25 protein-coding genes, 1 tRNA gene, 7 pseudogenes and 1 riboswitch are annotated in these 24,679 nt (G+C 73.8%); of the genes and pseudogenes, 18 read left to right on the forward strand and 15 right to left on the reverse strand.

Features of this window, described 5'->3' with window-relative positions:
* Positions 1 to 81 precede the first annotated feature (81 nt).
* The 8 genes and pseudogenes from PV342_RS08515 to PV342_RS08550 all read left to right on the forward strand — a co-directional run bounded on the left by PV342_RS08515 (position 82) and on the right by PV342_RS08550 (position 4,479).
* On the forward strand, positions 82 to 750 hold the full coding sequence (locus PV342_RS08515; protein ID WP_500316394.1) for a DUF2637 domain-containing protein: 669 nt from the start codon (positions 82 to 84) through the stop codon (positions 748 to 750).
* 21 nt (positions 751 to 771) lie between these two features.
* Positions 772 to 963: a mobile element transfer protein gene (locus PV342_RS08520; RefSeq protein WP_500316396.1), complete on the forward strand. Its 192-nt coding sequence runs from the start codon at positions 772 to 774 to the stop codon at positions 961 to 963.
* 12 nt (positions 964 to 975) lie between these two features.
* The gene (locus PV342_RS08525; protein WP_319159123.1) at positions 976 to 1,134 is read left to right on the forward strand and encodes a hypothetical protein; all 159 of its coding nucleotides are present in this window, start codon (positions 976 to 978) and stop codon (positions 1,132 to 1,134) included.
* Between the two features lie 11 nt (positions 1,135 to 1,145).
* On the forward strand, positions 1,146 to 1,475 hold the full coding sequence (locus tag PV342_RS08530) for a SpdD-like protein (RefSeq protein WP_500316398.1): 330 nt from the start codon (positions 1,146 to 1,148) through the stop codon (positions 1,473 to 1,475).
* A gap of 91 nt (positions 1,476 to 1,566) precedes the next feature.
* On the forward strand, positions 1,567 to 1,752 hold the full coding sequence (locus tag PV342_RS08535; RefSeq protein ID WP_500316399.1) for a hypothetical protein: 186 nt from the start codon (positions 1,567 to 1,569) through the stop codon (positions 1,750 to 1,752).
* Positions 1,745 to 3,137, forward strand: a pseudogene (gene repSA, locus PV342_RS08540) (replication initiator protein RepSA). Before PV342_RS08535 ends, repSA begins: the two are co-directional and overlap by 8 nt.
* Entirely contained in the window at positions 3,134 to 3,346 is a 213-nt protein-coding gene (locus tag PV342_RS08545; protein WP_500316401.1) for a helix-turn-helix domain-containing protein, read from the forward strand. Before repSA ends, PV342_RS08545 begins: the two are co-directional and overlap by 4 nt.
* A complete protein-coding gene (locus PV342_RS08550) occupies positions 3,346 to 4,479 on the forward strand; it encodes a tyrosine-type recombinase/integrase (RefSeq protein WP_500316403.1) in 1,134 nt (377 codons plus the stop codon). Before PV342_RS08545 ends, PV342_RS08550 begins: the two co-directional genes overlap by 1 nt.
* A gap of 92 nt (positions 4,480 to 4,571) precedes the next feature.
* Here PV342_RS08550 and PV342_RS08555 read toward each other — a convergent pair.
* Positions 4,572 to 4,646 (reverse strand) — tRNA-Val (locus PV342_RS08555).
* Positions 4,647 to 4,710: 64 nt separating this feature from the next.
* Positions 4,711 to 4,989: pseudogene (locus tag PV342_RS08560) on the reverse strand (cytochrome P450); the annotation flags it as partial.
* Between PV342_RS08560 and PV342_RS08565 the strand changes: the two are divergent.
* Positions 4,985 to 5,676 (forward strand): annotated as a pseudogene (locus tag PV342_RS08565) (thiolase family protein); the annotation flags it as partial. The pseudogenes PV342_RS08560 and PV342_RS08565 overlap by 5 nt on opposite strands.
* Positions 5,677 to 5,733: 57 nt before the next feature.
* On the opposite strand, the gene PV342_RS08570 reads toward PV342_RS08565, so the two are convergent.
* From PV342_RS08570 to PV342_RS08595, 6 genes and pseudogenes are all read right to left on the reverse strand, one after another.
* On the reverse strand, positions 5,734 to 6,645 hold the full coding sequence (locus PV342_RS08570) for an ECF transporter S component (protein ID WP_400802137.1): 912 nt from the start codon (positions 6,643 to 6,645) through the stop codon (positions 5,734 to 5,736).
* Entirely contained in the window at positions 6,597 to 8,210 is a 1,614-nt protein-coding gene (locus PV342_RS08575; protein WP_500316405.1) for an ABC transporter ATP-binding protein, read from the reverse strand. The genes PV342_RS08570 and PV342_RS08575 overlap by 49 nt, the downstream gene beginning before the upstream one ends.
* Entirely contained in the window at positions 8,207 to 9,556 is a 1,350-nt protein-coding gene (locus PV342_RS08580; protein ID WP_500316407.1) for a CbiQ family ECF transporter T component, read from the reverse strand. Before PV342_RS08580 ends, PV342_RS08575 begins: the two co-directional genes overlap by 4 nt.
* A gap of 329 nt (positions 9,557 to 9,885) precedes the next feature.
* Complete coding sequence (locus PV342_RS08585; RefSeq protein WP_500316409.1) at positions 9,886 to 10,509, reverse strand: SCO2322 family protein; 624 nt, start codon at positions 10,507 to 10,509, stop codon at positions 9,886 to 9,888.
* The gene (locus tag PV342_RS08590) at positions 10,506 to 11,642 is read right to left on the reverse strand and encodes an SCO2321 family membrane protein (RefSeq protein WP_500316410.1); all 1,137 of its coding nucleotides are present in this window, start codon (positions 11,640 to 11,642) and stop codon (positions 10,506 to 10,508) included. Before PV342_RS08590 ends, PV342_RS08585 begins: the two co-directional genes overlap by 4 nt.
* Positions 11,643 to 11,752: 110 nt before the next feature.
* Positions 11,753 to 11,828, reverse strand: a riboswitch (cobalamin riboswitch).
* A gap of 101 nt (positions 11,829 to 11,929) precedes the next feature.
* Positions 11,930 to 12,225, reverse strand: a pseudogene (locus tag PV342_RS08595) (MBL fold metallo-hydrolase); the annotation flags it as partial.
* On the opposite strand from PV342_RS08595, the pseudogene PV342_RS08600 reads away from it, so the two are divergent.
* Both PV342_RS08600 and PV342_RS08605 read left to right on the forward strand, forming a co-directional pair.
* A pseudogene (locus PV342_RS08600) lies at positions 12,220 to 12,686 on the forward strand (aldehyde dehydrogenase family protein); the annotation flags it as partial. The pseudogenes PV342_RS08595 and PV342_RS08600 overlap by 6 nt on opposite strands.
* 49 nt (positions 12,687 to 12,735) lie before the next feature.
* A pseudogene (locus PV342_RS08605) lies at positions 12,736 to 12,963 on the forward strand (ferredoxin).
* 10 nt (positions 12,964 to 12,973) lie between these two features.
* Here the strand turns inward: PV342_RS08605 and PV342_RS08610 are convergent.
* Positions 12,974 to 13,597: a TetR family transcriptional regulator gene (locus PV342_RS08610; RefSeq protein WP_026250581.1), complete on the reverse strand. Its 624-nt coding sequence runs from the start codon at positions 13,595 to 13,597 to the stop codon at positions 12,974 to 12,976.
* Positions 13,598 to 14,776: 1,179 nt separating this feature from the next.
* Here PV342_RS08610 and PV342_RS08615 point away from each other — a divergent pair.
* Genes PV342_RS08615 through PV342_RS08625 form a run of 3 tightly spaced genes read left to right on the forward strand, consistent with a single transcriptional unit; the run spans position 14,777 to position 17,933 of the window.
* Complete coding sequence (locus tag PV342_RS08615; protein WP_500316412.1) at positions 14,777 to 16,102, forward strand: glycosyltransferase family 4 protein; 1,326 nt, start codon at positions 14,777 to 14,779, stop codon at positions 16,100 to 16,102.
* The gene (locus tag PV342_RS08620; protein ID WP_329188146.1) at positions 16,096 to 16,833 is read left to right on the forward strand and encodes a class I SAM-dependent methyltransferase; all 738 of its coding nucleotides are present in this window, start codon (positions 16,096 to 16,098) and stop codon (positions 16,831 to 16,833) included. Before PV342_RS08615 ends, PV342_RS08620 begins: the two co-directional genes overlap by 7 nt.
* Positions 16,830 to 17,933, forward strand: a complete 1,104-nt coding sequence (locus PV342_RS08625) for a prenyltransferase/squalene oxidase repeat-containing protein (RefSeq protein ID WP_500316414.1) — start codon at positions 16,830 to 16,832, stop codon at positions 17,931 to 17,933. Before PV342_RS08620 ends, PV342_RS08625 begins: the two co-directional genes overlap by 4 nt.
* Before the next feature lie 7 nt (positions 17,934 to 17,940).
* Here PV342_RS08625 and PV342_RS08630 read toward each other — a convergent pair whose 3' ends face one another.
* Positions 17,941 to 18,228, reverse strand: coding sequence for a hypothetical protein (locus tag PV342_RS08630; protein WP_051101917.1), 288 nt, complete (start codon positions 18,226 to 18,228; stop codon positions 17,941 to 17,943).
* Positions 18,229 to 18,371: 143 nt separating this feature from the next.
* Here PV342_RS08630 and PV342_RS08635 point away from each other — a divergent pair, with 143 nt between their 5' ends.
* Positions 18,372 to 18,908, forward strand: coding sequence for a hypothetical protein (locus tag PV342_RS08635; protein WP_026250583.1), 537 nt, complete (start codon positions 18,372 to 18,374; stop codon positions 18,906 to 18,908).
* Here PV342_RS08635 and PV342_RS08640 read toward each other — a convergent pair.
* From PV342_RS08640 to PV342_RS08660, 5 genes and pseudogenes are all read right to left on the reverse strand, one after another.
* Positions 18,895 to 19,257 (reverse strand): annotated as a pseudogene (locus PV342_RS08640) (LLM class flavin-dependent oxidoreductase); the annotation flags it as partial. The gene PV342_RS08635 and the pseudogene PV342_RS08640 sit on opposite strands and share 14 nt — an antisense overlap.
* A 202-nt stretch (positions 19,258 to 19,459) precedes the next feature.
* The gene (locus tag PV342_RS08645; RefSeq protein ID WP_386993535.1) at positions 19,460 to 19,846 is read right to left on the reverse strand and encodes a hypothetical protein; all 387 of its coding nucleotides are present in this window, start codon (positions 19,844 to 19,846) and stop codon (positions 19,460 to 19,462) included.
* A 154-nt stretch (positions 19,847 to 20,000) separates the two neighbouring features.
* A complete protein-coding gene (locus tag PV342_RS08650; RefSeq protein ID WP_360999021.1) occupies positions 20,001 to 20,858 on the reverse strand; it encodes a DUF5336 domain-containing protein in 858 nt (285 codons plus the stop codon).
* A gap of 130 nt (positions 20,859 to 20,988) precedes the next feature.
* Entirely contained in the window at positions 20,989 to 21,870 is an 882-nt protein-coding gene (locus tag PV342_RS08655; protein WP_500316416.1) for an N-acetylmuramoyl-L-alanine amidase, read from the reverse strand.
* 22 nt (positions 21,871 to 21,892) lie between these two features.
* Positions 21,893 to 22,564, reverse strand: a complete 672-nt coding sequence (locus tag PV342_RS08660) for a class I SAM-dependent methyltransferase (protein WP_386993532.1) — start codon at positions 22,562 to 22,564, stop codon at positions 21,893 to 21,895.
* Between the two features lie 91 nt (positions 22,565 to 22,655).
* Here PV342_RS08660 and PV342_RS08665 point away from each other — a divergent pair, with 91 nt between their 5' ends.
* From PV342_RS08665 to PV342_RS08675, 3 genes are read left to right on the forward strand one after another with little or no spacing between them, the layout of a single operon-like run.
* Positions 22,656 to 23,633 carry an RNA polymerase sigma factor gene (locus tag PV342_RS08665; RefSeq protein ID WP_500316418.1) on the forward strand — a complete coding sequence of 326 codons (978 nt, stop codon included), beginning with the start codon at positions 22,656 to 22,658 and terminating at the stop codon, positions 23,631 to 23,633.
* A 35-nt stretch (positions 23,634 to 23,668) separates the two neighbouring features.
* Positions 23,669 to 23,830, forward strand: a complete 162-nt coding sequence (locus tag PV342_RS08670) for a hypothetical protein (protein WP_500316420.1) — start codon at positions 23,669 to 23,671, stop codon at positions 23,828 to 23,830.
* On the forward strand, positions 23,827 to 24,663 hold the full coding sequence (locus PV342_RS08675) for a GNAT family N-acetyltransferase (protein WP_400802118.1): 837 nt from the start codon (positions 23,827 to 23,829) through the stop codon (positions 24,661 to 24,663). Before PV342_RS08670 ends, PV342_RS08675 begins: the two co-directional genes overlap by 4 nt.
* Positions 24,664 to 24,679 lie beyond the last annotated feature (16 nt).

Genomic DNA, 24,679 nt, shown 5'->3' on the forward strand with positions numbered 1-24,679 from the left:
CCTCCCCGCCCGACCGTCGGCACGACCGCCTCGCGCCATGTCCCTACCCCTCCCATGCCGAAAACAGGAAGGAGACCGACGATGCCCCGCAAGCTCCGCGTGGACGCCGTCCTCGTACAGGCCGTGATCGCCGGTGCCCTGTCCTTCGCCCACCTGCACGACCTGGCTGCCGCGGCCGGGCAAGACGGCTGGAAAGCCTGGGCCTACCCCATCTCCGTAGACCTGCTCCTGGTTGCCGCCTGGCGCAAGCTGCGGACCCTGCGCCCGAGCGGGGAGCCGGTCCGGGCTGCGTGGTTCTGGTTCGCCGTCGCCCTGGCCGCCTCCCTCGGGGCGAACGTCGCCACCGCCGGGCTCCTCGACCTGGACCACGTGTCGGACTGGCTGAGCATCCTCGTTGCCAGATGGCCCGCCCTGGCTTTCCTCGGCGGCACCCTCCTCGTGCACACCCCGAGCCCCGCTCCCGAACGCCAGGAAACCTCAGCCGTTGCCGCGGCCGAGACGACCAGCGTCGAACGGGCCCCCACACCGGAGCCAGAACCGGAAGCCGTCGACGCAGCCGAGCCCATCCCGGCACTGCCCGCGCCCCCGCCGGCCACCCCTGCTGTCCCGGCCGCACTGGTGGCCCACGCCCGGAAGGTGGCCGACGAACACCGCACCCGTACCGGCAACCGGATCGACTCCGACACCCTGCGCGTCCGGCTCGGCGTCCCCGCCCAGCTCGCGGATGCCATCGCCGCCCAACTCACCTGACCCGAGAGGAGAACCACCGTCATGCCTGCTCGCGACTTCTTCCACTCCGTGATGCGGATCGGCCCCGTGCAGATCGGCACCCACCGCGACCGGCACGGCCAGACCAAGCACGCAGCGGTGTGCACCAACGACCGCTGCGGCTGGTCCGCCCATTACTCCAGCCAGTCAGCCGCCCAACTGGCAGCCCGCACCCACCGCTGCACGGCCCGATAGGAGGCGAGACCCGTGGACGTCCCGCTCTGGTTCGCCCTGATCGTCGTCGGCTACCTCGGCTGCAAGCTCATCCGCCCACCGCTCTGGCTGGTCCTGGTGCTGCTCCTGGGCGGCTACCTCATCGCCGACAGCCTCCTTGCCCCCGTCATCGACACCCTCATCGAGAAGTAGGGAGACCGCTCATGCTCCGCCCGAAGATCCCGACCAACCCGACCCCGACCGGTGTGCCGATCCCGTTGCCGGTTGAGCCCGCCGCCGGCCTCGTCCAGCACACCCCGGCCCCGGCTCCCTCGCCGGTCCCCGCGGCCCCGGCTCCGGTGGCGTCCCGGCCCGTCGTGCAGCTCACCCCGGGCGCCCTGGTCGCGCTCGTCGGCGGCGGCACGGCCGTGGTCCTGGTCGTCGGCGCCGTCCTGGTCTCGCTGCTGCTGGCGGTCGCCGTCACCGCCGCCTCGGTGGCCGTCTGCGCCGTGGTCCTGCGCTCGCTGCTCCACGGCCAGCACAAGCACCGCTGACCGGCCCCCGGGGCGGTCACAACCGCCAAGTATCGCCCGCCCCGGGAGCCGTGCCCCTGCCCGAACCAGAGATCCGGAAGGAACCCCCATCATGACCCACCCGACACCGCCCCCGGCACGGATCTGCCCGGCCTGCGACGGCTTCGCCTCCGCCGCCATCACCCTCGGCGACCGCGACCGGCACGGCCACCTGCGCACCCTCACCGTCCACTGCCCGGCCTGCCGTGGCGCCGGCATCCTGCGCCCCGCTCGGACGCCGGAGGGCGCCCGTGCCTGACACCGCGACCCTCGCGGGCCTGGACCCGACCACCCTGACCGACCTGCTGCGGGTGGCCGGGTCCCAGGGCTTCCACCGCTGGGAAGACCAGATCCGCCGCACCGGCGGCTGCTCCGACCCCATCCACCTGACCGGCTGGACCCTCACCAAAGACAAGATCACCGGCGAGACGCTGCATCACTACTCCACCGAACACGAGCCCGGCGGACGGCTCCGCATCGCGTGCGGCAACCGGCGGGCCTCGCGCTGCCCCTCGTGCGCCTGGACCTACGCCGGCGACACCTACCACCTCATCCGCGCCGGCCTCGCCGGAGACCAGCGCCGCGACATCCCCGCCACCGTGCGGGATCACCCGCGGGTCTTCGCCACCCTCACGGCTCCGTCGTTCGGGCGCGTCCACAACCGGCCCGACACCGGACGCTGCCGCTGCGGCACCCGACATGCGGCCGACGATGCGGCGCTGGGGACCGCGCTCGACCCGGTCACCTACGACTATGCGGGGGCGGTGTTGTTCAACAACCATGCCGGGCAGCTGTGGCAGCGCTTCACCAACCGGCTCCGCCGCGAGATCGCTGCCCGCGCTGGCCTCTCCCAACGGGCCATGGCAGAGGTCCTGCGGGTTTCCTTCGGCAAGGTCGCCGAGTTCCAGAAGCGCGGCGCCGTCCACTTCCACGCCGTCATCCGGCTCGACGGCCCCGAAGGTCCCGACACAGAGCCCCCGTCGTGGGCCACCACACGGTTACTCGAGGACGCAGTTCGGGCTGCGGCCCACCACTCCTACACCTCGATCACCGTCCCCGCTGCCGGTGACCAATCGGCCCGTACGTTCCGCTGGGGTGCCCAGCTCGACGTCCGGCCAGTGAAGGCGTTCGGGGACGGCTCGGACATCACCGAGCAGGCCGTCGCCTCCTACGTCGCCAAGTACGCCACCAAAGCAGCAGAGAACACCGGAACCCTCGACCGCCGCATCGGCGAACTCTCGGAACTCGACCGCCACGGCGTGCCCGACCACGCCCGCCGCCTCATCCAGGCCTGTCGCGACCTCGACGACCTCTACCCCGACCGGCGGCTGTGGGCCTGGGCTCACATGCTTGGCTTCCGCGGCCACTTCTCCACCAAATCCCGCCGCTACTCCACCACCCTCGGCGCCCTCCGCCAGGAACGAGCCGACTACCGGGCCGCCCAAGAGCACACGGACCTCGGCCTGGAGGACATCGGGCCGGACACCGTCCTGGTCCTGGCTGACTGGCAATACGCCGGCCACGGCCACACCCCCGGCGAATCCGTCCTCGCCGCGTCCATCGCCCGGGACCTCCAGCTCAACCCGCGACACCGCACGCGAAGCCCTGCACGACCAACTGGCTTTGGAAGGAGCCGCAGCATGAAGGACCGATACCTCAGCGTCGACCAGGTGGCCGAGATGCTCGGAACCTCGGTGCGCTTCCCGCGACGGCTGATCGCCGAGCGCCGCATCACGTTCGTCAAGGTCGGCCGCCATGTCCGCATCCCTGAGAGCGCGGTCGAAGCCTTCATCGCGGATCACACGGTCCAGCCGGTCACGAGCGGCTCGGCGCGGCTGAGGGCGGTGGCCTGATGGCGAATTCCAAGGGGCGCCGTCGTCGCTTCGGGTCGGTGCGGAAGCTGCCTTCGGGGCGTTTCCAGGCGCGCTATCGGGGCCCGGACGGGCTGATGCGGACGGCGGACAAGACCTTCGCCAGTCAGACCGATGCAGACCGCTGGCTGGTGAAGCAAGAGGCCAAGATCCTCGACGGCGACTGGCAGAACCCCGACGTCAAGATCCCGTTCGGTGAGTACGCCGAGACCTGGTTCAAGGACCGCGACTATGCGGCCACCACCCGCGAACGGAACGCGAGCGCGCTGAACTTGCACATCCTGCCGACCTTCCGCGCGGTGCTGCTGAGGGACATCACCACCCCGCTGGTACGGCGTTGGCGGACTACCCTCCTTGACCAGGGCGTCGGCGGGGCGACCGTGGCCAAGGCGTATCAGATCCTCCGCGCCATCATGAACACCGCCGTGGACGACGGCCTGGTTCAGCGCAATCCGTGCCGGGTCAAGGGTGGTGCCACCGCACCGAGTGCCGAGCGACCGTTCCTGTCGGTGGCGGAAGTCTTCCGGCTCGCGGACGCCGTGCCTGAGCGCTACCGAGTGATGATCCTGCTCGCGGCCTTCACCGCGTTGCGCTTCGGGGAGCTGGCCGGCCTCCAGCGCTGGGACGTGGACCTGGACCGACGCGCCATCACGGTCCGCCGGTCGGTCGCCGAGACCCGGTCGGACGGACTGACGGTCAAGGCTCCCAAGTCCGCGGCCGGCGTGCGCACCGTGGCGTTCCCCGCGTCTCTCACGGTCGAGCTGGCGGGCCACCTGGCCGACTACGCCGAGCCCGGCCGCACGGGTCGAGTCTTCGTCGGGCCGCGCGGGGGAGTGCTTCGGCGGAACAACTTCCGGGGGATCTGGCTGCGGGCCATCGGCGCGGCCGGCCTCGGGGACGTCCACTTCCACGATCTGCGGCACACCGGCAACACCCTCGCCGCGACGGGCGGGGCCTCCACGCGAGAGCTGATGCACCGCATGGGGCACTCGTCGGTGCGGGCGGCACTGATCTACCAGCACCTCGTCAACGGCCGCGACCACGAGATCGCCGGGCACGTGGACGACCAGATCCGGCGGGTGAAGGGGACCGACGCCGATCCATCTGGCACGTAAGTGGCACGGCGGCCCTCACGGGCGGCAAAAGATCAAGGCCCAGGCATCCGGACTCACACCGGACGACCTGGGCCTTTGCCATGCGCTGGGGCTGGTGGGCGTGGACGGTTTCGAACCGCCGACATCTGCCTTGTAAGGGCAGCGCTCTACCGCTGAGCTACACGCCCGCTGGACACGCGAAAGCACACCCTACCCTGCCATACCCGGTGACCGGTAAACGCACGCGCGGCGTCAGGTGTAGGTCACACGGAGTTCCTTCACGCCGCTGAGGCAGGGGGAGCGGAGGCGGCGGGGCTCGGCCGCGAGGCGGATGGCGGGGAGGGTGTCGGCGATGGCGTTGAAGACGAGGTCGATCTCCAGTCGGGCGAGGCTGGCGCCGAGGCAGAAGTGGGGGCCGCCACCACCGAACCCCAGGTGGGGGTTGGGGTCGCGGGTGATGTCGAAAGTGTCGGGGGACGTGAAGACCTCGGGGTCGTGGTTGGCGGAGGCGTAGAAGATGCCGACGCGCATCGCCCGGCGCCGCGGGCTGACCCGGGAGCACGTGGACCGGCTCGGGCTGCTGTCGCAGGAGCGGGCGGGGCGGGCCTGGGCCGAGGAGCGCTTCAAGCGGGAGACCTTCGCCCTGCAGGTGCCCACGACGCAGGACGAGCAGCTCGCCGGCCAGGGCATGTGGCGGCTGGTCGACCGTGACGAGGGCCTGCGCGACACCAGCAGGGAGGCGCTGGGCGGGCTGAAGGTGATCAGGCCGACGGCCGTGCACACCGCGGGGAACTCCTCGCAGATCTCGGACGGCGCGGCGGCCGTGATGTGGGCGTCCCAGCGGACGGCGCGGGCGCTGAGACTGCGGCCGCGGGCCCGGATCGTGGCGCAGGCGCTGGTCGGCGCGGACACGCACTACCACCTGGACGGACCGATCGACGCGACGCGCACGGTGCTCGGCAAGGCCGGCATGACGCTGAACGACATCGACCTCGTCGAGGTCAACGAGGCCTTCGCCTCGGTGGTGCTGTCCTGGGCGCAGGTCTTCGACCAGGACCTGGAGAAGGTCAACGTCAACGGGGGCCCGTGGGCGCCACCGGGGCCCGGCTGATCACCACGGCGCTGCACGAACTGGAGCGCTCCGACAAGGAGTTCGCGTTGATCGTGATGTGCGCGGGCGGGGCGCTCGCCACGGGCACGATCATCCAGCGGATCTGACCCGGCGGGGTGCGCCCGCCCTCCGGCGAGGGCCTGCCCGCTCGCGGCCTCGGACCGTCAGCGCGACGGAGGCGGCACGCCGGGCGCACCGGGCCCACCGGGCGCGTCCCCCTCGCCGAACGCCACCGGCGCGCCGAACGCGGCGCGCCGGGTGGCCCGCCGCAGGGCGCGCAGCACGAACGGGCCCAGGGTGAGGACGAGGACCGCCGTGAGCACGGCACGCGGGACGTCCCAGCCCAGCGAGGTGGCCAGGCAGTACGCGACGAAGCGGGCGAGGTTGTCCGGGAGCGGGTCGCCCGGCACGAAGGAGACCCCGGAGGACGCGCCGCCGAGATACGGCCAGCCCTGCAGGTTCATGACCGTGCCGTACGCGATCGAGGACACCGCCCCGTACCCGGCGAGGAGGACGAGTTCGCCCCTGCCACGCAGCCGGGCGGCGCCGGGGAGCAGGCCCGCGCCGAGGGCCACCCAGCCCATCGAGAGCATCTGGAACGGCATCCACGGCCCGACCCCGCCCGTGAGCAGGGCCGAGGCGAACATCGTCAGCGCCCCCAGGGAGAAGCCGAAGCCGGGGCCGAGCACCCGGCCGGACAGCACGACGAGGAAGAACATCGGCTCGATGCCCGCCGTGCCGCCGCCGAGCGGGCGTAGGGCCGCGCCCGCGGCGGCCAGCACGCCCAGCATGGCGACGGACTTGGCGCTCAGGCCGTCCTCGTCGTCGGCGATCGTCGCCATGACGACGGCGAGCAGCAGCGGCAGCAGCAGGGCGAACAGCCAAGGCGCGTCCTCGCTGTGGGCGAGCCCGGAGCCAGGGTCGGCGAGCAGCGGCCAGCCGAACGCGGCGACGCCGATCGCGGAGACCAGCGTCAGCGCGGCGACGGCCCGCCCGCCCAGCCGGACGGCGCGCGGCGGACGCGCGGTCACGCCGTTCCCGCCAGGGCCGCCCCGACCTGGCCGACCGTCAGCCACGGCAGCGGGCCGAGCACCTTGGCCACCTGCGGGGCGAAGGCGGGGGAGGAGACCACGACCTCGGCGGTGGGACCGTCCGCGACGAGGTCGCCGTCGGCGAGGACGACGACGCGGTGGGCGAGTTCGGCGGCGAGTTCGACGTCGTGGGTGGCCAGGACGACGGCGTGGCCGTCCGCCGCGAGCGTGCGCAGGTGCGCGGCGAGCCGGGCCTTGGCGGCGTAGTCCAGGCCGCGGGTCGGCTCGTCGAGCAGGATCAGCGAGGGCCGGGCGGTCAGCACGACGGCGAGGGCGAGCGCCAGGCGCTGCCCCTCGGACAGGTCGCGCGGGTGGGTGCCGTCGGCGACCCCGGGCAGCAGCTCGCCGACCAGGGCGCGGCAGGTGCCGGGGGTGGCGCGGGCGTCGGCGTCGGCGGTGGCGCACTCGGCGGCGACGGTGTCGGCGTACAGCAGGTCCCGGGGGTCCTGCGGGACGAGGCCCACGCGGCGGATCAGCTCCGCGGGCCGGGCGCGGGACGGCTCCAGGCCGCCGACGTCCACGCTGCCCGAGGTGGGCGCCCGCATCCCGGCAAGGGTGGACAGCAGGGTCGACTTGCCCGCGCCGTTGCGGCCCATGAGGGCCACGGTCTCGCCGGGACGTACGGCCAGGTCCACCCCGCGCAGCGCCTCGACGCGGCCGCGGCGGACGGTGAGCCGGGAGACGGCGGCGACGGGCTCGCCGGTGGCGGGCCCGGGCGGCGCGGGCGGGGTGCGGCCGGCGAGGCGCTCGCGCAGCGGGGCGGCGACGCGGCGGGCGTCGCGCACCGACAGCGGCAGCGGGGACCAGCCCGCGAGGCGGCCGAGGGCGACGACCGGCGGACGCACCGGCGAGAGCGCCATGACCTCGGCCGGCGGACCGGAGACCGGGGCGGCGCCCGCGCCGGGGAGGAGGACGACCTGGTCGGCGTACTGCACGACCCGCTCCAGGCGGTGCTCGGCCATCAGCACGGTCGTCCCCAGGTCGTGGACGAGCCGCTGCAGGACGGCGAGCACCTCCTCGGCCGCGGCGGGGTCGAGCGCGGACGTCGGCTCGTCCAGCACCAGCACCCGCGGATGGACGGTGAGGACCGAGCCGATGGCGACGCGCTGCTGCTGCCCGCCGGAGAGGGTGCCGATCGGGCGGTCGCGCAGGTCGGCGAGGCCGAGCAGGTCGAGGGTCTCCTCGACGCGGCGGCGCATCACGTCGGGGGCGAGGCCGATCGACTCCATGCCGTAGGCGAGTTCGTCCTCGACGGTGTCGGTGACGAAGTGCGCGAGCGGGTCCTGGCCCACGGTGCCGACGACATGGGCGAGTTCGCGCGGACGGTGGGTGCGGGTGTCGTGCCCGGCGACGGTGACCCGGCCGGTGAGGACGCCTCCCGTGAAGTGCGGCACGAGGCCGGAGACAGCGCCCAGCAGCGTGGACTTGCCCGTGCCGGAGGGCCCGACGACCAGGCAGAGTTCGCCCTCGGGGACGGTCAGGTCGACACCGGAGACGGCGGGTCCGGCGGCGCCGTCGTACGTGACGGAGACCTGCTCGAAGCGGATCACGGGCGGGCTCCCTTCAGGTGTGCGGGCAGCAGTCCGAGCAGGACGGCGGCCGCGGGCCACAGCGGCAGCGAGGGCGCGGTCAGCGGCACCACGGGCGGGTCCAGGCCGGCGGGGGAGGCGGCGGCGGCCCAGACCGTCAGCGCGGCGACGGCCACCCCCGAGGCGGTGATCAGCCATGCCGTCGCGTCCCAGCGGTCGGGGCGGTAGCGGGTACGGACGGAGCGGCGCCCGCCGAGCCGCAGCCCGGCGACGGCGGCGGCCAGTCCGGCAAGCAGCAGCGGCAGGCCGTACGCGGCTCCCGTGGCGGCCAGCAGCGCGTACGTGCCCGCGCACAGTCCGAGCAGGCCGCCGAGGGTGAGCGCGGCGGTCGCCCGGCGCACGGCGGGCGGCACCGCGGCGGTGCGTCCGTAACCGCGGGCGTCCATGGCGGCCGCGCGGGCGACGGAACGCTCCAGGGCGCCCTCGAGCACGGGCAGGCCGACCTGGAGCAGCGCCCGCACGCCCTTCTCCGTGCGGCCCCGCAGTCTGCGGGCCGTCCGCAGCCGCCGCACGTCGGCGACCAGATGGGGCGCGAACGTCATCGCGACGACCACGGCGACGCCCGCCTCGTACAGGACGCCGGGCAGCGACTTCAGCAGCCTGGCCGGGTTGGCCAGGGCGTTCGCGGCACCGAGGCACGCCAGGAGGGTGGCCAGCCGCATGCCCTCGCGGAAGGCGAACCACAGCCCCTCGGCGGTCACCCGCCCGCCGAGGCGGACGCCCTGCGCCCAATGGGGGAGCGGCACTTCGGGGAGGGTCAGCACGGTGTGCGTGCCGGGGATCGGCGAGCCCAGGACGACGGCGAAGGCGAGCCGGATGGCGACGACCACCAGGCCCAGGCGCAGGAACGCGGCGTACGACCGCGACCAGGGCGTGTCCGGCACCCGGCACACGGCCACGACGTAACCGGCGACGGCGGCGAGCAGCGCGAGCAGCGCCGGATTCGTCGTCCGCGACGCGGCGGTGGAGAGGCCCAGCGCCCACAGCCACCACGCCCCGGCGTGCGGCCCGCGCGCCCGGCCCGAAGGCCGCGGGCCCGCGGCGCCGGCCTGCCCGGCGCGTTCCGGCCGCCGTCGCAGCGCCCGCAAGCGGCCGGAGCCGCCGCCGTTTCGGGGGCCTCGGCGGAGGGGGTGCTCGTCGCTGCCAGCGGGCACGATCGCCCGCCGGGGCCGGACGGCCGCGCCGGAACGGTGGGTGACCGGGGCGGGCGAGGCGGGGGTTGCCGATGCCGGGGCCTCGGCGGCGGCCGGGCCGGCCGTGCGTGGTGTCCGGCCGGAGTCGGGGGTGATGGCCGGCTCGATCGACACCGGTGTGCCGGGGCGGGGTTGCCGACGGGCAGCGGGGGTCGCCGTGCGGGCGTCCGGGGTGGGCGAGGCGTCGCGGGTGCGCGGGCGCGGCCGGGGAAGCAGCGCGAGGGCTCGCGATGCCCTGGACAGCCCGTCGGTCGCGTTCGCCGTGCGTGGTGCGCCGGGGGTGTCACCGGACGGCACGACTGACCGCTGTCGCGGCCGGGGCGGAGCAGCGTCGGCGGAACGGCGGGTGTCCGGGGTGGGCGAGCCGTCGCGGCGGTCACGGGGGCGCAGCCTAACCGGCAGCGTGAGGGCCCTCGGCGGTCGGGGCAGGGGTGTGCCGGCGGTCACGGGCGGTCGCTCCGGCGGCGGCGGACCTGCCAGGCGGCGGCCGCGACGACGAGGAGGACGACTCCTGTGGCGCCGTACGTGCCGAGCGCGGGGCCCGGGGAAGAGGTGGGGGCGGGGGGTGCGGCGGCGTCGGCGACCTGCTCGCCGCAGCCCTTGGCGGGGTAGCCCGCGATCGCGCATACCAGGCCCGCGGAGTTGTAGCGGAGCGGGGGCGCGACGGCGGCCAGGGCGTCGGCGGAGGTGGCGTCGGCGGGGACGCGGGCGCAGGCGGTGCGGGTGGCCGGGGCGTCGGCGGCGGTGCCGAAGTCGAGCAGCAGGGCGACCCGCTTGGTGCCCGGGCGGGCCGGGGTGCCCTCGCAGACGGCGGCGAACCCGGCCGTGCCGCGGGGGCGGGCGGCCGAGTCGGCGTCGGGGCTGACGCCGAAGCGCCAGCCCTCCACGGCACCGTCGCCGGGGCGGCTGAGGGCCGGCCCGGTCGTCGCGTACGTCCAGGCGCCGGTGGCGGCGTCACGCTGCCAGAAGGACCAGTACCGGTAGGTGGCCGCGTGCGCGGGCGTCGCGACGAGGGCGGCCACCAGGGCCAGGAGGAGTGCCGCCGCCGTGAGGGGCGGCCGCCTCACAGCCGGTGCTTCCGGCCGGCGAGCAGCACCCCGATGCCGATGCCGGCGACCAGGCAGGCGCCCACGATCCACCACACCGAACTGCCGCCCGAGGACTCGGGCTTCTGCTGGGCGACCGGGCCGAGGGCGCTGAGCCGCGTGACGTGGTCCCGCATCGGGTTGCCGGTGGCGTACGCGGCGAGGGCGAGCTGTGCGAGGGCGGTGGGGTTGTCCTTCGCCCAGGCGCCGGAGTTGGCGGCGAGCCAGTTGTAGGCGCCCTTGGCGGCGTCGAGATGGCCGCCGGCGACGAGGGCGATGACGGCGTCGGCGGTGGTGCCGAAGTCGGGGGTCTTCTGGTCGGAGCCCGGGGTGACGGCGTCGAAGTGGCCGCCGCCGGCGGTGAGCCGGGCCGCGAGCCAGGCGGCGCCCGCGTCGGAGGCGCTGCCGCCGCACCCGTCGCGCACGGGGACGTCGCGGCCGGGGGCCTCGACGACGAGGCCCGCGCCCTCGGCGCCGCGCACGGCGTCGGCGGTGGCCTTGGCGTTGGCCGCGAGGTCACCCGACTTGGGGTCGGGCTGGTAGGCGAACGCGCCGCCGTCCTTCTTGCCGCAGGCCAACTGGAGGGAGCGCAGCGCGTCGTAGGGCGACAGGCCGTCGGTGGTCACGGACTTGACGTCGGTGCCGGCGGCCTTGAGGCCGCCGATGACGACGCCCGTGGAGTCGGCGTCGGAGGCTCCGCCGGGGTTGTACGACCAGCCGCCGTCGCGGTTCTGCACCTTGGCGAGCCACTCGGCGGCGCGCTTGACGGCGAAGTCCTGCCCGTGGACGGCGAGCGCCTGGACGGCTATGGCGGTGGCGTTGGTGTCCTCGGTCCCCGGGTCGCAGGGTGCCGTCGGGTCGAGACGGTACGAGGCGAATCCGCCGTCCGCGCACTGCTGCCCGGCGAGCCACTTCACCGCGTCACCGGCCGGTTCCATGTCGGCCGCGTGCAGCGCCAGCAGCGCGTACGACTGGCGCCACACGCCGTCGTACGTCGGGTCGGCGTCCCCGTACAGCGCGGCGGGGGCCGCAGCCGGCGAGGGTGACGGCGACGCGGCTATGAGGAGGGTGCTGAAGGCGGCCAGGGCGGCCGCGGCGGTGCGGCGCAGGTGCATCGGGTGGTGCCTTTCGGGTGAGCGGTCGCGCAGACGGATGCGGGCGCGCGGTCACGGCACCGGGCTCCGGCTCCGTGTACCTCGACGGAAGAGCCGCTCCCGTCCGCGCGGGTGCTCCGGCTGGGCCCTCCCCGGGCGGGGACGGCTCACGGTTGCGGGTCAGCGCCGGATTCGCACCGGCTTCCCCCGCTCGGACGTGATTGGACTTGGTTGTGTCGAGCACACCTTAGCCGGGACCGCGTGCCGCGCCGTGCCCGGCCTGGTGCGGTCTGCCTCACACCGGCCGCTCACACCGCGGTGTACGCGACCGGGTCGGAACCGGGCACCGGTTCGGCGTGCCCGAGCTTGACCAGGCGGCGCAGGTGGGCCTCGGCCTCGGCGACGGCGATGTTCCGGGAGGGGAAGGGGATCTGCTTCCAGGGGCGGTTTCACTGCATGGCTCGGCGAGCTGCCACGGGGTGCGGGGGGCCTCGGCGATCAGGGCGCGGAGCGAGGCGAGGCGGGCGGTGTGGTGGTCCGGCGGCTCGCGTACCCGGGCGCCGGCGCCGGTGGAGGCGTGCTCGTGGGCGGGCAGCTCCTCGGCGTCGGCGACCCCCTCGACCCCGCCACCCAGGTAGGGCCGCTGGCGCCCGCCGCCAGCAGCAGCGCTCCCTGGACTACACCGCCCTCGGGCAGCAGGAGGGCGCCAAGGTCCTCACCGGCGGCGGCCAGGCGCAGCCCACCGGCTGGTACGTCGAGCCCACCCGCTTCGGCGACGTGTCCAACTCCATGCGGATCGCCCGCGAGGAGATCTTCGGCCCGGTCATCTGCCTGCTGCCGTACGAGGACGAGGCGGAGGCCGTCCGCATCGCCAACGACTCCGACTACGGCCTGTCCGGCAGCGTCTGGACCGGCGACGTCGAGCACGGCATCGACATCGCCCGCCGGGTGCGCACCGGCACGTTCGACGTCAACACCTTCAGCCTCGACATGCTCGGCCCCTTCGGCGGCTACAAGAACTCCGGGCTCGGGTGCGAGTTCGGGCCCGAGGGGCTGGGCGAGTAGCTGGAGCACAAGAAGGTCCACCTGCCCGCCGGCTGGGAGGGCTGACCCCGTGGGGGACCGCTGGCACATCGAGGTCGACCGAGGAGTGTGCATCGGCTCGGGCATGTGCGTGAACTCCCCGCCGGGCGGCTTCACCCTCGACTCCGCCCGGCCACGGGGCGGCCCCGGACACCGACGCCGCGGAGGCGCTGCTGGCGGCGGCGGAGGCTGCCCGGTGGAGGCGATCAGCATCGCGCTGGGCGACTCCGGCGAGGCCGTCTTCCCGCCCGAGGAGTGACGTGCCGGGGTCACGCCTGCGCGCGGCGCGGATCGGTCAGGTCGATGAGCCGGCAGACGGTCTCGATGTCGATCTTCACCTGGGCGATCGAGGCGCGCCCGGACAGCCAGGTCACCAGGGCCGAGTGCCAGGTGTGCTCGATGACGCGCACCGCGGACAGCAGCTCGGGCCCGGGCGGCCCGTCCAGCCGCATCGCGTCCAGCACGATCGCGGTCGTCAGCCGCGACACGGCGTCCACCTCCGGGCTCACGGAACGGTCGGCGAAGGTCAGCGCCCGCACCATGGCGTCCGCGAGGTGCGGCTCCCGCTGCATCGCGCGGAACGCGCGCATCAGCGTCTCCGCCACGCGGTCCGCGGGCGCGGCAGCCGAGGGCGGACGCTTGCGCAGCGCCTCGTGGAGGTGCTCCAGCTGGTCGCGCATCGTGGCGACGAGCAGATGGATCTTGGACGGGAAGTAGCGGTAGAGGGTGCCGAGCGCGACGTTCGACTGCTCGGCGACCTCGCGCATCTGGACGGCGTCGAATCCGCCCCGCACGGCGAGCTCGGCGCTGGTGCGCAGGATGCGGCGCCGCCGGGCTTCCTGACGTTCGGTCAGCGGCACGGGGGACGGCGTCGGCTGAGGAGCTGCGGTCATCTGTCCCAATCCGAATCTGTGCGCCGTGCGGAACCGTCCCCCAGCGTACTGCGGTGCCTTGCCGCGGGGTCCGCTCTGTTCCGCCGCCGTCGTGCGCGGATGCGTCGGGGCTGTGTCCGGGGTGCCCCTTGCGGCCCGTTGTTGTGTGCGGGTCGTTTGCGCCTGCGGTCCGTGCCCCGGGCTGCCCGGTTGTCGTGTGCGGGTTGTTTGCGCCTGCGGCGGGCGTCCACCCGCCCTCCCTCCCCCAGCCTTCGGCCGGGGGGACCCCCATCCGGCGCGGTCAGTGACCGCCTCGCGGCGTGCGTGGTGGGCCGGGGAAGCGGGGCTGCACGTCCTGGACTGGGTTATTTACGTGCATGGCGGGCGGTCCGAATTGGTGCCGTCTCTGCCGCACACAAATATCCCGCAGCGTCCAGAACATTCACCCTCCCTCAGCCTTCGGCCGGGGGTGCCCCCACCTCCCCCGCCCCCTCCGTATCCGTGGGCGACTGACGGCCGGAGGGGGTGAAGAGGCGGTCCGGGGTCGCCGCACACGTCCTCGAGGCTCACACCATCCAGTTCGGATCCGGGGCAGGCGCCGGTTCGGCCGCTCACCGAAGGACAGGGGTGCGCCCCCACCCCTCGCGCTCGCCGGGACGCAGGCAACCCCTGCGGGGGAGGTGCCCCTGGCCACCGGTGCGCGCACCCTTGCTCGGCCTGCGGCCGGGGGCCCTCCTGCCGGTGGCAGTTTCCTGCGGTGCGGGGAGGGGCGGGCCGCATCCCCCCCACCGGGCGTTGGTCGCCCGACGAAACGGAGGGGGCGGGGTCGTAGGGGTGGGCGTTCTGGACGCTGACGTGTATGTGTTGTGCGGCACGGACGGCACCTACCTGGACCGCCCGCCATGCACATAAATATGCGGTACAGAATGCCCAGCCCCGGAGGCCCCGACCCCGGCCCACCACGAACCGCGCGCAGGCCCGCACCAACCATCCGGGGCAATCGGGTGGGTGGGTGGGCGAACCCCCCACGGCCACCACGACGGCGTGGCGGGAATCACCCGCACCAGCCAGAACCCCCCGCACGGCTACAGGTATCTTCGTGCTCTCGGGCCAACTCCTGAGTAACCGATTCTGAAACTTGTTCTACCAACGCACGGGCGGCTACGCTCCCGCTGAAGTGCAGTGAGAAGGGGGCCGTGAGTGACCGCAGAGGCCAGGCCGCTCCGGATCGCGCTGCTCACCTACAAGGGGAACCCGTTCTGCGGGGGCCAGGGCGTCTACGTACGCCATCTGTCCAGGGAACTCGCCCGTCTCGGCCACAGCGTCGAGGTGATCGGGGCCCAGCCCTACCCCGTGCTCGACGAGCTCGGTGACGGGGTGCGCCTCACCGAGCTGCCGAGCCTGGACCTCTACCGCCAGCCCGACCCCTTCCGCACCCCGAAGCGCGACGAGTACCGCGACTGGGTGGACGCGCTGGAGGTCGGCACGATGTGGACCGGCGGGTTCCCGGAGCCGCTGACGTTCAGCCTGCGGGCCCGCCGTCACCTGGCCGCCCGGCGGGGCGCCTTCGACGTCATCCACGACAACCAGACCCTCGGCTACGGCCTGCTCGGCGGCCCGGACGCCCTCGGCGCGCCGCTGGTGACGACGATCCACCACCCCATCACCGTCGACCGGCAGCTCGAACTCGACGCCGCGCAGGGGTGGAAGCGCCGGGCGTCGGTCCGCCGCTGGTACGGCTTCACCCGGATGCAGAAGCGGGTCTCGCGCCGGCTGCCGTCCGTGCTCACCGTCTCCGGGAGTTCCCGCCAGGAGATCGTCGACCACCTCGGGGTGCGCGAGGACCGGGTGCACGTGGTGCACATCGGCGCGGACACCGCGCTGTTCTCGCCGGACCCGTCCGTGCCCGAGGTGCCGGGGCGGATCGTGACCACCTCCAGCGCCGACGTGCCGCTCAAGGGCCTGGTCCACCTCGTGGAGGCGCTCGCGAAGCTGCGCACCGAGCACCCCGACGCGCACCTCGTCGTCGTCGGCAAGCGGGCCGACGACGGCCCGGTGGCCGCCGCCATCGAGCGGTACGGGCTCGGCGGCGCCGTCGACTTCGTCAAGGGCATCAGCGACGAGGAGCTGGTCGACCTGGTGCGCGGCGCCCAGGTGGCGTGCGTGCCGTCGCTGTACGAGGGCTTCTCGCTGCCGGCCGCCGAGGCCATGGCCACCGGGACGCCGCTGGTCGCCACGACCGGCGGCGCCATCCCCGAGGTCGCCGGGCCCGACGGCGAGACGTGCCTCGCCGTGCCGCCGGGGGACCCGGGCGCGCTGGCGACGGCGCTCGGCCGGCTGCTGCGCGACTCCGAGCTGCGCCGCCGCCTCGGTCTGGCCGGCCGGGAACGCGTACTGGCCCGCTTCACCTGGGAGCGGGCCGCCATCGGCACCGCCGAGCACTACCGTGCGGCGATCGAGGCCGCCGCGGGGCCGCGGCCCACTGTCCAGTCACCGTCCCGGACGAAAGCAGACTCCACGTGCTGACCGTCGACTTCACCCGCTTCCCGCTCGCCCCGGGCGACCGCGTGCTCGACCTGGGCTGCGGTGCGGGCCGCCACGCCTTCGAGTGCTACCGGCGCGGCGCGAACGTGGTGGCCCTGGACCGGAACGGCGACGAGATCCGCGAGGTCGCCAAGTGGTTCGCCGCGATGAAGGAGGCCGGGGAGGCCCCGGCCGGGGCGACCGCCACGGCGATGGAGGGCGACGCGCTGAGCCTGCCGTTCCCCGACGACACCTTCGACCGCGTCATCATCTCCGAGGTCATGGAGCACATCCCGGACGACAAGGGCGTGCTCGCCGAGATGGTGCGCGTCCTCAAGCCGGGCGGGCTGATCGCGGTCACCGTGCCGCGCTACGGGCCGGAGAAGATCTGCTGGGCGCTGTCCGACGCCTACCACGAGGTCGAGGGCGGGCACATCCGCATCTACCGGGCCGACGAACTGCTGGGCAGGATCCGCGAGGCGGGCCTGCGCCCGTACGGCAGCCACCACGCGCACGCACTGCACTCCCCGTACTGGTGGATCAAGTGCGCCGTCGGCGTGGACAACGACAAGGCCCTGCCGGTGAAGCTGTACCACAAGCTGCTGGTCTGGGACATCATGAGGAAACCGCTGGCCACCCGGCTCGCCGAGAACGCGCTCAACCCGCTGATCGGCAAGAGCTTCGTCGCCTACGCCACCAAGCCGCACACCCCGAAGGCGGGCGTCGACGCGTGAGGCGGACCGAACACCTCGTCCTCCCGGGCGTCCTGACCTCGGAGCAGGCCGCGCAGACCGTCGCCGGGATCCTCGCCGTCCAGCGGCCGGACGGCGCCATACCGTGGTTCGAGGGCGGCCACCTCGACCCCTGGGACCACGTCGAGGCCGCCATGGCGCTGGACGCGGCCGGCGAGCACGAGCACGCCGAGGCGGCCTACACCTGGCTCGCCCGCCGGCAGAACCCGGACGGCTCCTGGTACGCGGCGTACGGCTGGGCCGACGGCGCGGAGGGCGAGCCCACCGATCTGGGGCGGGAGAGCAACTTCTGCGCCTACGTCGCCGTCGGCGTGTGGCACCACTACCTGTCCACCGGCGACGACGCCTTCGTGGAACGCATGTGGCCGGTGCTGTACGCGGCCGTCGAGTACGTCCTGGAACTCCAGCTGCCCGGCGGCGAGATCGCCTGGAAGCGCGAGGAGGACGGGACGTACCCGCAGGAGGCGCTGCTGACCGGCTGCTCCTCGATGTACCAGGCGCTGCGCTGCGCGCTGGCCGTCGCCGAGCACCGCGAGGACCCGCAGCCCGACTGGGAGCTGGCCGCCGGCTCCCTCGGGCACGCCGTCGCCCACCACCCCGAGCGGTTCCTGGACAAGGACCGGTACTCGATGGACTGGTACTACCCGGTCCTCGGCGGAGTGCTGCGCGGCGGGGCCGCGCGCGAGCGCGTGCTGGCCCGCTGGGACGAGTTCGTCGTGCCCGGCCTCGGGGTCCGCTGCGTGGTGCCCAACCCCTGGGTCACCGGCGGCGAGAGTGCGGAACTCGCCCTCGCCCTGTGGGCGATGGGCGAGTCGGACCGCGCCGTGGATGTCCTGGCCGAGATCCAGCACCTGCGCGCCGAGGACGGCATGTACTGGACCGGGTACGTCTTCGAGGGCGACGCGCAGGCCGGCACCGAACCCTCGGTGTGGCCCCGGGAACGCACCACATGGACGGCCGGGGCCCTGCTGCTCGCCGTCGCCGCCCTGGGAGGGGACGAGGCGACGACGGCGGTCTTCGGGGGCGACCGGCTGCCGCTCGGGCTGGTGCCCGATGCGGCGGGGTGCTGCGCCGGCCGGTGAAGGGGCGTCAGGCCCTGTTGACGCGACCCGCCACGGCGTGCCCGACGATCAGGTAGACCGCCGCCGGCAGGCCGTAGTTCAGCAGGGTGCGCGCCCATGCGGATTGGGTGGAGAAGATGTTGTGGGCCCAGCCACCGAGCCACGACGCCATGTCGTGGATCCACTCCACGAGGTCGTTCGCCCGGTTGGCGTCGAGCATCCACAGGACGATCCACAGGATCAGGATGAAAGCCGCCACGTCCGCGGCCACCATGATGATCGTGGCCGCCAGATTGCCGCGATATCGTCTGGACATACCTGCCGTCTTGCCCCGATCGGTGGACTGAAACGTCGCCGGCGGCGTCCGCCTGACGCCCCGTACGGCCCTGTGCGGTGGCCGGTGCCGGGGGCCCGGGCGAGGATGCGATCACCCACCGCATCCTCCCGGGAGAGACCGTCATGCCCTTGCGCCGTGCCCTGACCGCCCTCCTGCTCTCCGGCGTGCTGCTGCTCGTCCCCGCCTGTGGCGGCGACTCCGGCGACACCGCGAGCGGCGGGACCGCGAGCCCCACCTCCTCCGTGCAGAAGCAGAAGCTCGCCAAGACGCGCTTCGTCGCCAACGCCGGACTGGCCGCCGGCGCGACCTACCAGTGGATCGTCAAGCCCTACCGCGAGGGCAAGTTCAACAAGGACGCGGACGGCCGCAAGCTGACGCTGGTGAAGGCGGGCCTGGCCGGGGCCTTCGCCTACAACCGGCTCAAGGCCGCCTCGGAGAACGCCAAGGGCGACCCGACCCTCGCCAAGCTGGTGGCGCCGCTGACCGCGGGGATCGACTCGCTCAAGGACCTTCCGGCCAAGCTGCGCAGCGGCCAGGGCACGGACGACATCGTGGGCACCTTCCAGGACGCCATCAGCGGCGTCAAGTCGGCGGGCGAGGGCGCCGGTGCCAAGGTCACCGACAAGGTGCCCTCGCTGTCCCAGCTCAGCGCCGGATGAGGTCGGCCGGCACCCGCAGGGTGGCCGGGTCGGGCCCGGTGACCAGCAGGTCGGTCACCGGGCCCGACCGCCACATCTCCAGCCGCTCGGCGATCCGCTCCCGCGGGCCGACGAGCGAGATCTCGTCGGCGAAGGCGTCCGGCACCGCCGCCACGGCCTCCTCGCGCCGCCCGGCCAGGAACAGATCCTGGATGCGCCGGGCCTCCTCCTCGTAGCCCATCCTGGCCGTCAGGTCGGCGTGGAAGGTGCGGGAGGCGGCGCCCATCCCGCCGATGGAGAAGCCGAGCATCGCCTTCACCGGCAGCAGCCCCTCCGCGGGATCGTCGCAGAGTCGGGCACGCGCGCTCGGCCTCCCGCGCCAGGGCCAGGTGGTCGGGGGAGGGGCCGCGCCCCCAGTAGCCGAGGGCCAGACCGAGCCGCATGCGCACGCCTTCCACCGCAACTGACGGTATGTCAGTTGTACGGTACGGCAACCGTCCCCCGGCCCGGAGGGGAGACAGCCGTGCCCCGGACCGTCCGGTCCGGGGCACGGATCGTGCGGAACGCGCGCGTCAGCCGTTCTGCGCCGGGTTCGCCACGGGGGCGGCGGGCGGAGGCGGCATGTCGGGAGCCCCGTACGCGGGCGGCGCCGGGACCATCTGCTGCGGGGCGGCGGGGGCGCTGCTCCGGGCGGCCATGGCGCGGAAGAAGTTGACCACCACCAGGCCGGGCAGGATGAACGCCTTGAAGAAGATGAAGTACTCGCCGCCCTCGAAGATGAATCCGAGGTAGATGCCGTAGCCGGTGAAGGCGAGGCCGGCGACCACGTTGAAGGCGCGCCAGCCGTTGCTGAGACCGGAGGAGTTGACCGCGCCAATGATGATCATCGCGATACCGCTGATGATCAGGAGTACGACGTACCAGGAGAAGAGCGGCTCGGCGCTGAAGTCGAGGTTCACAGATATTCCCGTGTGCAGACATGACGATCACATGATCGGGGGACAGCCGCGAACGTTACTGGCCGCACGAACGTATGTGCGCATCTTTTACCCGGGCTTTGGAGAGCACTTCGCCCCACCGGCTGAGCCGGTGGGGCGAAGGAGATGTCCGGGATCAGCCGCGCTGGAGGCCGCTGACGTCCTGCAGGACGCCGCGCCGGCCGTCCTGGGTCTGGGCGACCAGGGCGCCGCCCCGCTGCTCCACCGCCAGGTACCAGGTGCCGGGGGTCAGTTCGGCGATCTGCTGGGCCGAACCGTCCTCCGCGTACAGCGGCCGCGCCACGGGCACCGCGAACCAGAAGGCCGCGAAGTCCGCCGAGGGCTGCTGCGGGGCCTGGGGCTGGGGCTGCTGGGCCTGCGGCTGCTGCTGCCCCTGCGGGTAGCCGTACTGGCCGCCGCCGAACGACTGGTCGGCCGGCGCGCCGTGCCCACCGGTCTGCCCCGGGTACCCGTAGCCGCCCTGCTGCACGCCCGGGTACGGCTGGCCCTGCTGGCCGCCGTACGGCTGCGCCTGCTGGGGCTGCTGCGGCCGGGGAGCCGGCAGCAGCGGCGCCTTCAGCGCGGGAAGGCCCTGCAGGGTGAGCAGCATGGCCGCGGCGAGAGCGGCCGCGGCGACGAAGGAGAGGTAGGCGCCGGCGGCCAGCTCGAAGGCCTCGCTCCCGTGGAACAGCGACCACAGCGCGTCCCAGGCGGCGGCGACGGAGAGCACCGCGCCCCAGTGGGCGAGCCCGATGCCGAGCAGCTTGCGGCCCTCGGGCTGGAAGCGCGAGGCGACGAACAGGCCGGCGGCGATCAGGCCCAGGAGGTGCACCGAGGGCAGCAGCGGGAACAGCTCGCTCTTCCACGCGCTGGCTCCGCACTCGTCGGAGCTGCATCCCTTGAACGTGTAGAAGTTCAGGAACGAGGCGATCAGCAGCAGCAGCGCCGCGCCGATCACCGCGCCGTCTCCTCGGGTGAGGGAGCGGTTATTCACTAGGAGTCCTTGTCAGTCGTCTCGTTGTCGCTGTCGCCGAGCGGTTCCCCATCGTATGAGGGCGGTTGTCGCCGGGTGGGACCGGTACGCCCCTCGGTGACACGATCGGGACCCAATGCTCACCGGCCGATCACTCGCGGTCTTCCAGGAACGCGCTGATGCCGTCCGCGATGCCCTCCGCGGCGCGCTGCCGCCAGGCCGGGCTGGTCATCAGTGCCGCGTCCTTCGGGTCGCGCATGTTGCCGCACTCGATCAACACCTTCGGCCTGGTGCTGAGGTTGAGTCCGCCCAGGTCGCGGCGGACGTCCAGGCCGGTGCCGCCGCCGATGTAGTTGGACGGCCGCGTGCCCGTCTCCGCCGCGAAGTGCCGCTTGAGGGCGGTGCCCAGCAGCTTGGACGGCCCGCTGATCGCGCGGGTGTCCGCGATGCCGCGGTGCACCGGGGCGGGCAGGATCACGTGGAAGCCGCGGTTGCCGGCCGCCGAGCCGTCGCCGTGCACCGACACCACCGCGTCGGCCTTGGCCTTGTTCCCGATCCGGGCCCGCTCGTCGATGCACGGGCCGTACGCGCGGTCGCCGTCGTACGTGAACCTCACCGAGGCCCCGCGCGCCTCGAGCAGCGCCCTGGCGCGCCGGGACACGTCCAGGGTGAACGCGGCCTCGGCGTAGCCGGCGTCGGTCGCCGTGCCCGTGGTGTCGCACTCCTTGCGGGCGGTGCCGATGTCGACCAGGCGGTTGATCTCGGCGGTGTGCCGGCTGTTCTGCGCGTTGTGCCCCGGGTCCAGCACCACGACCTTCCCCGCGAGCGGCTTCGCCGCCCCGGAGGACGGTGCCGCCGGCGGCGGGCCGGAGGACGCCGCCGAGCGGTGCGGACGCACGTTCTGCGGGAGGTCGCCGTTCCGTCCGGGGTCGTCCGGTCCGCTCGTGGCGTCCCACACCAGCCACGCGGCCGCGCACGCCGGCACCAGCGCGGCCACGACGACCACGGTGGAGCGGGCTTTGCTCTTGAACACGTCAGCGATGCTATCCGCCGTCTCAGGTCCCGGCGCCCGTACGCCGGAGGACGTGCAGCGAACCGGTCACGGACACTTCCGTGAACGCGCCCGAGTCCAGCGCCCGCCGGTAGATCCGCCAGGGCGCCTGTCCGCCGTCGGCCGGGTCCGCGAAGACGTCGTGGATGACCAGGAGGCCGTCCTGCGCGAGGTGCGGGGCCCATCCCTCGTAGTCGTTCCCGGCGTGCTCGTCGGTGTGACCGCCGTCGATGAAGACCAGGGCGAGCGGCTTCCCCCACACCGCCGCGACCTGCGGGGAGCGGCCGACGACCGCGACCACGTGCTCCTCCAGCCCGGCGGCGTGCAGGGTGCGCCGGAAGGCGGGGAGGGTGTCCATCAGGCCGACCTCGGGGTCGACGAGCGTCGTGTCGTGGTACTCCCAGCCGGGCTGCTGCTCCTCGCTGCCGCGGTGGTGGTCGACGGTGACGGCGACGGTCCCGGCCTCGCGGGCGGCGGCGGCCAGCAGGATGGTGGAGCGGCCGCAGTACGTGCCGACCTCCAGCAGGGGCAGGCCCGGGAGGCGCGCGGCGGCACCCGCCGCGGCCGCGTGGAGGGCGAGGCCCTCGTGGGTGGGCATGAAGCCCTTGGCCGCCTCGAACGCGGCCAGTGCGTCCGCGGGGACCTCGGCGGGGAGTGGCGTGCTCATGCCCTCCATCGTCTCCCACGCCCGCGGTGCCGTTCCGTCCGGGGTGCGGCTCGCGACGGGCGGTCCGGGGCTCCGGCCGTTCTGGTTGAATGGTCACCATATGACGGATCTGCTGCCGAGCGGGGTGCCGCCGGACCTCCATCTGGTGCGGGCCGCGCAGTCGGGCGACGCGGCGTCCCTCGGTCTGCTGCTCGCCAGGCACCGGGCGCCCATGTACGGCGTCGCCCTCGCCGTGCTGGGCCACGGCCCGGACGCCGAGGACGCCGTGCAGGAGGCCGCGCTCATCGCGCTGCGGCGCATCGGGGACCTCCGTGACCCGGAGGCGGCCGGCCCATGGCTGCGGATGGTGGTGCGCAACGTCTCCCGCGCCCAGCTGCGCAGGAAGTCGGCGGTCCCGGTGGCCGAACTCGAGGGGTTCGTCGCCATGGACCGCTCGGGCGGCCCGCCGGACCCGGCGGACGTACTCGACGAGCAGGTGCTGCGGGACTGGATCTGGAGTGCGCTGGAGCAGTTGTCACCCGGGCTGCGACTGGTGACGATGCTCCGCTACTTCACCGACGTCACCTCCTACGAGGAGATAGCGCTGCTGTGCGGCATCGCCGTCGGCACCGTGCGCAGCAGGCTCAACCAGGCGCGGGCCAAGCTGGCCGCCGCGCTGCTGAGCCTGGGCGACCGGGTCCACGACGACGCCGCCTCCCTCACCGCGCGCCACCGCCTGCTGGCCGAGCAGACCTTGATCGCGGCCCATCACGGCGAGCTCGCCTCCGCGTGGGCCGGGTGGCGGTCGCCCCGGCTGGAGGTGACCTGGCCGACCGGCAAGCGCTCGGACCTGGACTACCTGGGATTCTCCTTCGGCCGCGACGTCTCCGAGGGTGTCCGCCAGAAGCTGCTGAACGTGGTGGCGAGCCGCGAGGTCGTCATCTGGGAGACGGCCATCGTCAACCCGCCGGAGGACCCGTTCCACTGCCCTCCCGGCGTGGTCTGGGTGCACTTCCTGGACCGGGACCGCGACGACAGGTTGCGCCTGTACCACCCGCGCCACCGGCGAGGCGGCCCCTCAAAAGATCATGGCGGCTGATCGAACCTTTCCACTCCCCACCGCATCGTGCGGGTATGAACGTCATCCATCACGAGGCGGAGCGCGGCACACGCGCCACGTCTCCAGCACGTCCGGCCCGCACACGGGCGCGGTGCCGTGGCGGCGCGGCGCCGGCCCCGGCGGTCGCCGGCGGCCACGACGTCGTCACCACCGAGGACAAGGGGAACGCGGCATGAGCACCACGGTGCCGACCGGCCTCGCCGAGGAGACCGAGATCGCGGCCTACGCCGACTTCGTGACCGGAGCGCCGGCGGACATCCGCAGGACACTGGGCATCGGCGCGGAGCGGATCGGCTCCGTGCGGGCGCTGGCCGTTCGCGAGGACCCGAGCCGCTTCTTCAACCGGGCCGGGGGCTTCGGGCCCGCCGCACCGGTGACCGCCGACGTCGTGGAACAGGTGTGCGGCTTCTACCGAGGGCAGGGTGTGCCCGCCGGCTCGTTCGCGATCGCGCCGCCGCTGCTGCCCCCGGACTGGGCCCCGACCGCACGGAAGTGGAACCTCGCCGAGGGCGGGCGCCTCGCCAAGCTCGGCTGCGAGGTCCGGACGGCCCTGGCCGCGGCCGACGGTGTCACCGCGCTCGACCCGGGCCTGCGCGTCGGCCTCGTCGGGCGCCACCAGGCGCACGAGTGGGCCACCGTGATGATGACGACCTTCGGCTTCACCGCGCCGGCCATGATCGACATGGCCGCGGCGTGCGTGGGCAGGCCGGACTGGCGGCAGTACGCCGTCTGGGAGGGCGAACGGATCGTCGCCGTCGGCAGCGTCTTCGTGAACGGTGACTGCGCCGACATGTTCGGCGGGGCGACGCTCCCGCAGTGGCGCGGCCGCGGCGCCCAGTCGGCGCTTCTGACGGCACGCGTCCGGGCGGCCCGCGACGCCGGCTGCCGATGGCTCGTCGCCGAGACGGGAGCGGAGGGCCCGGGCGACCGCAACACCTCCCTGCACAACATGCTGCGTGCCGGCTTCGAGCCGCTGTACGAGCGGGTCACCTGGGTGTGGCACGAGTGACGGGGTAGGCGGCCGG

It is taken from the genome of Streptomyces sp. PA03-3a (genome assembly GCF_033792735.1).
Lineage (GTDB): Bacteria > Actinomycetota > Actinomycetes > Streptomycetales > Streptomycetaceae > Actinacidiphila.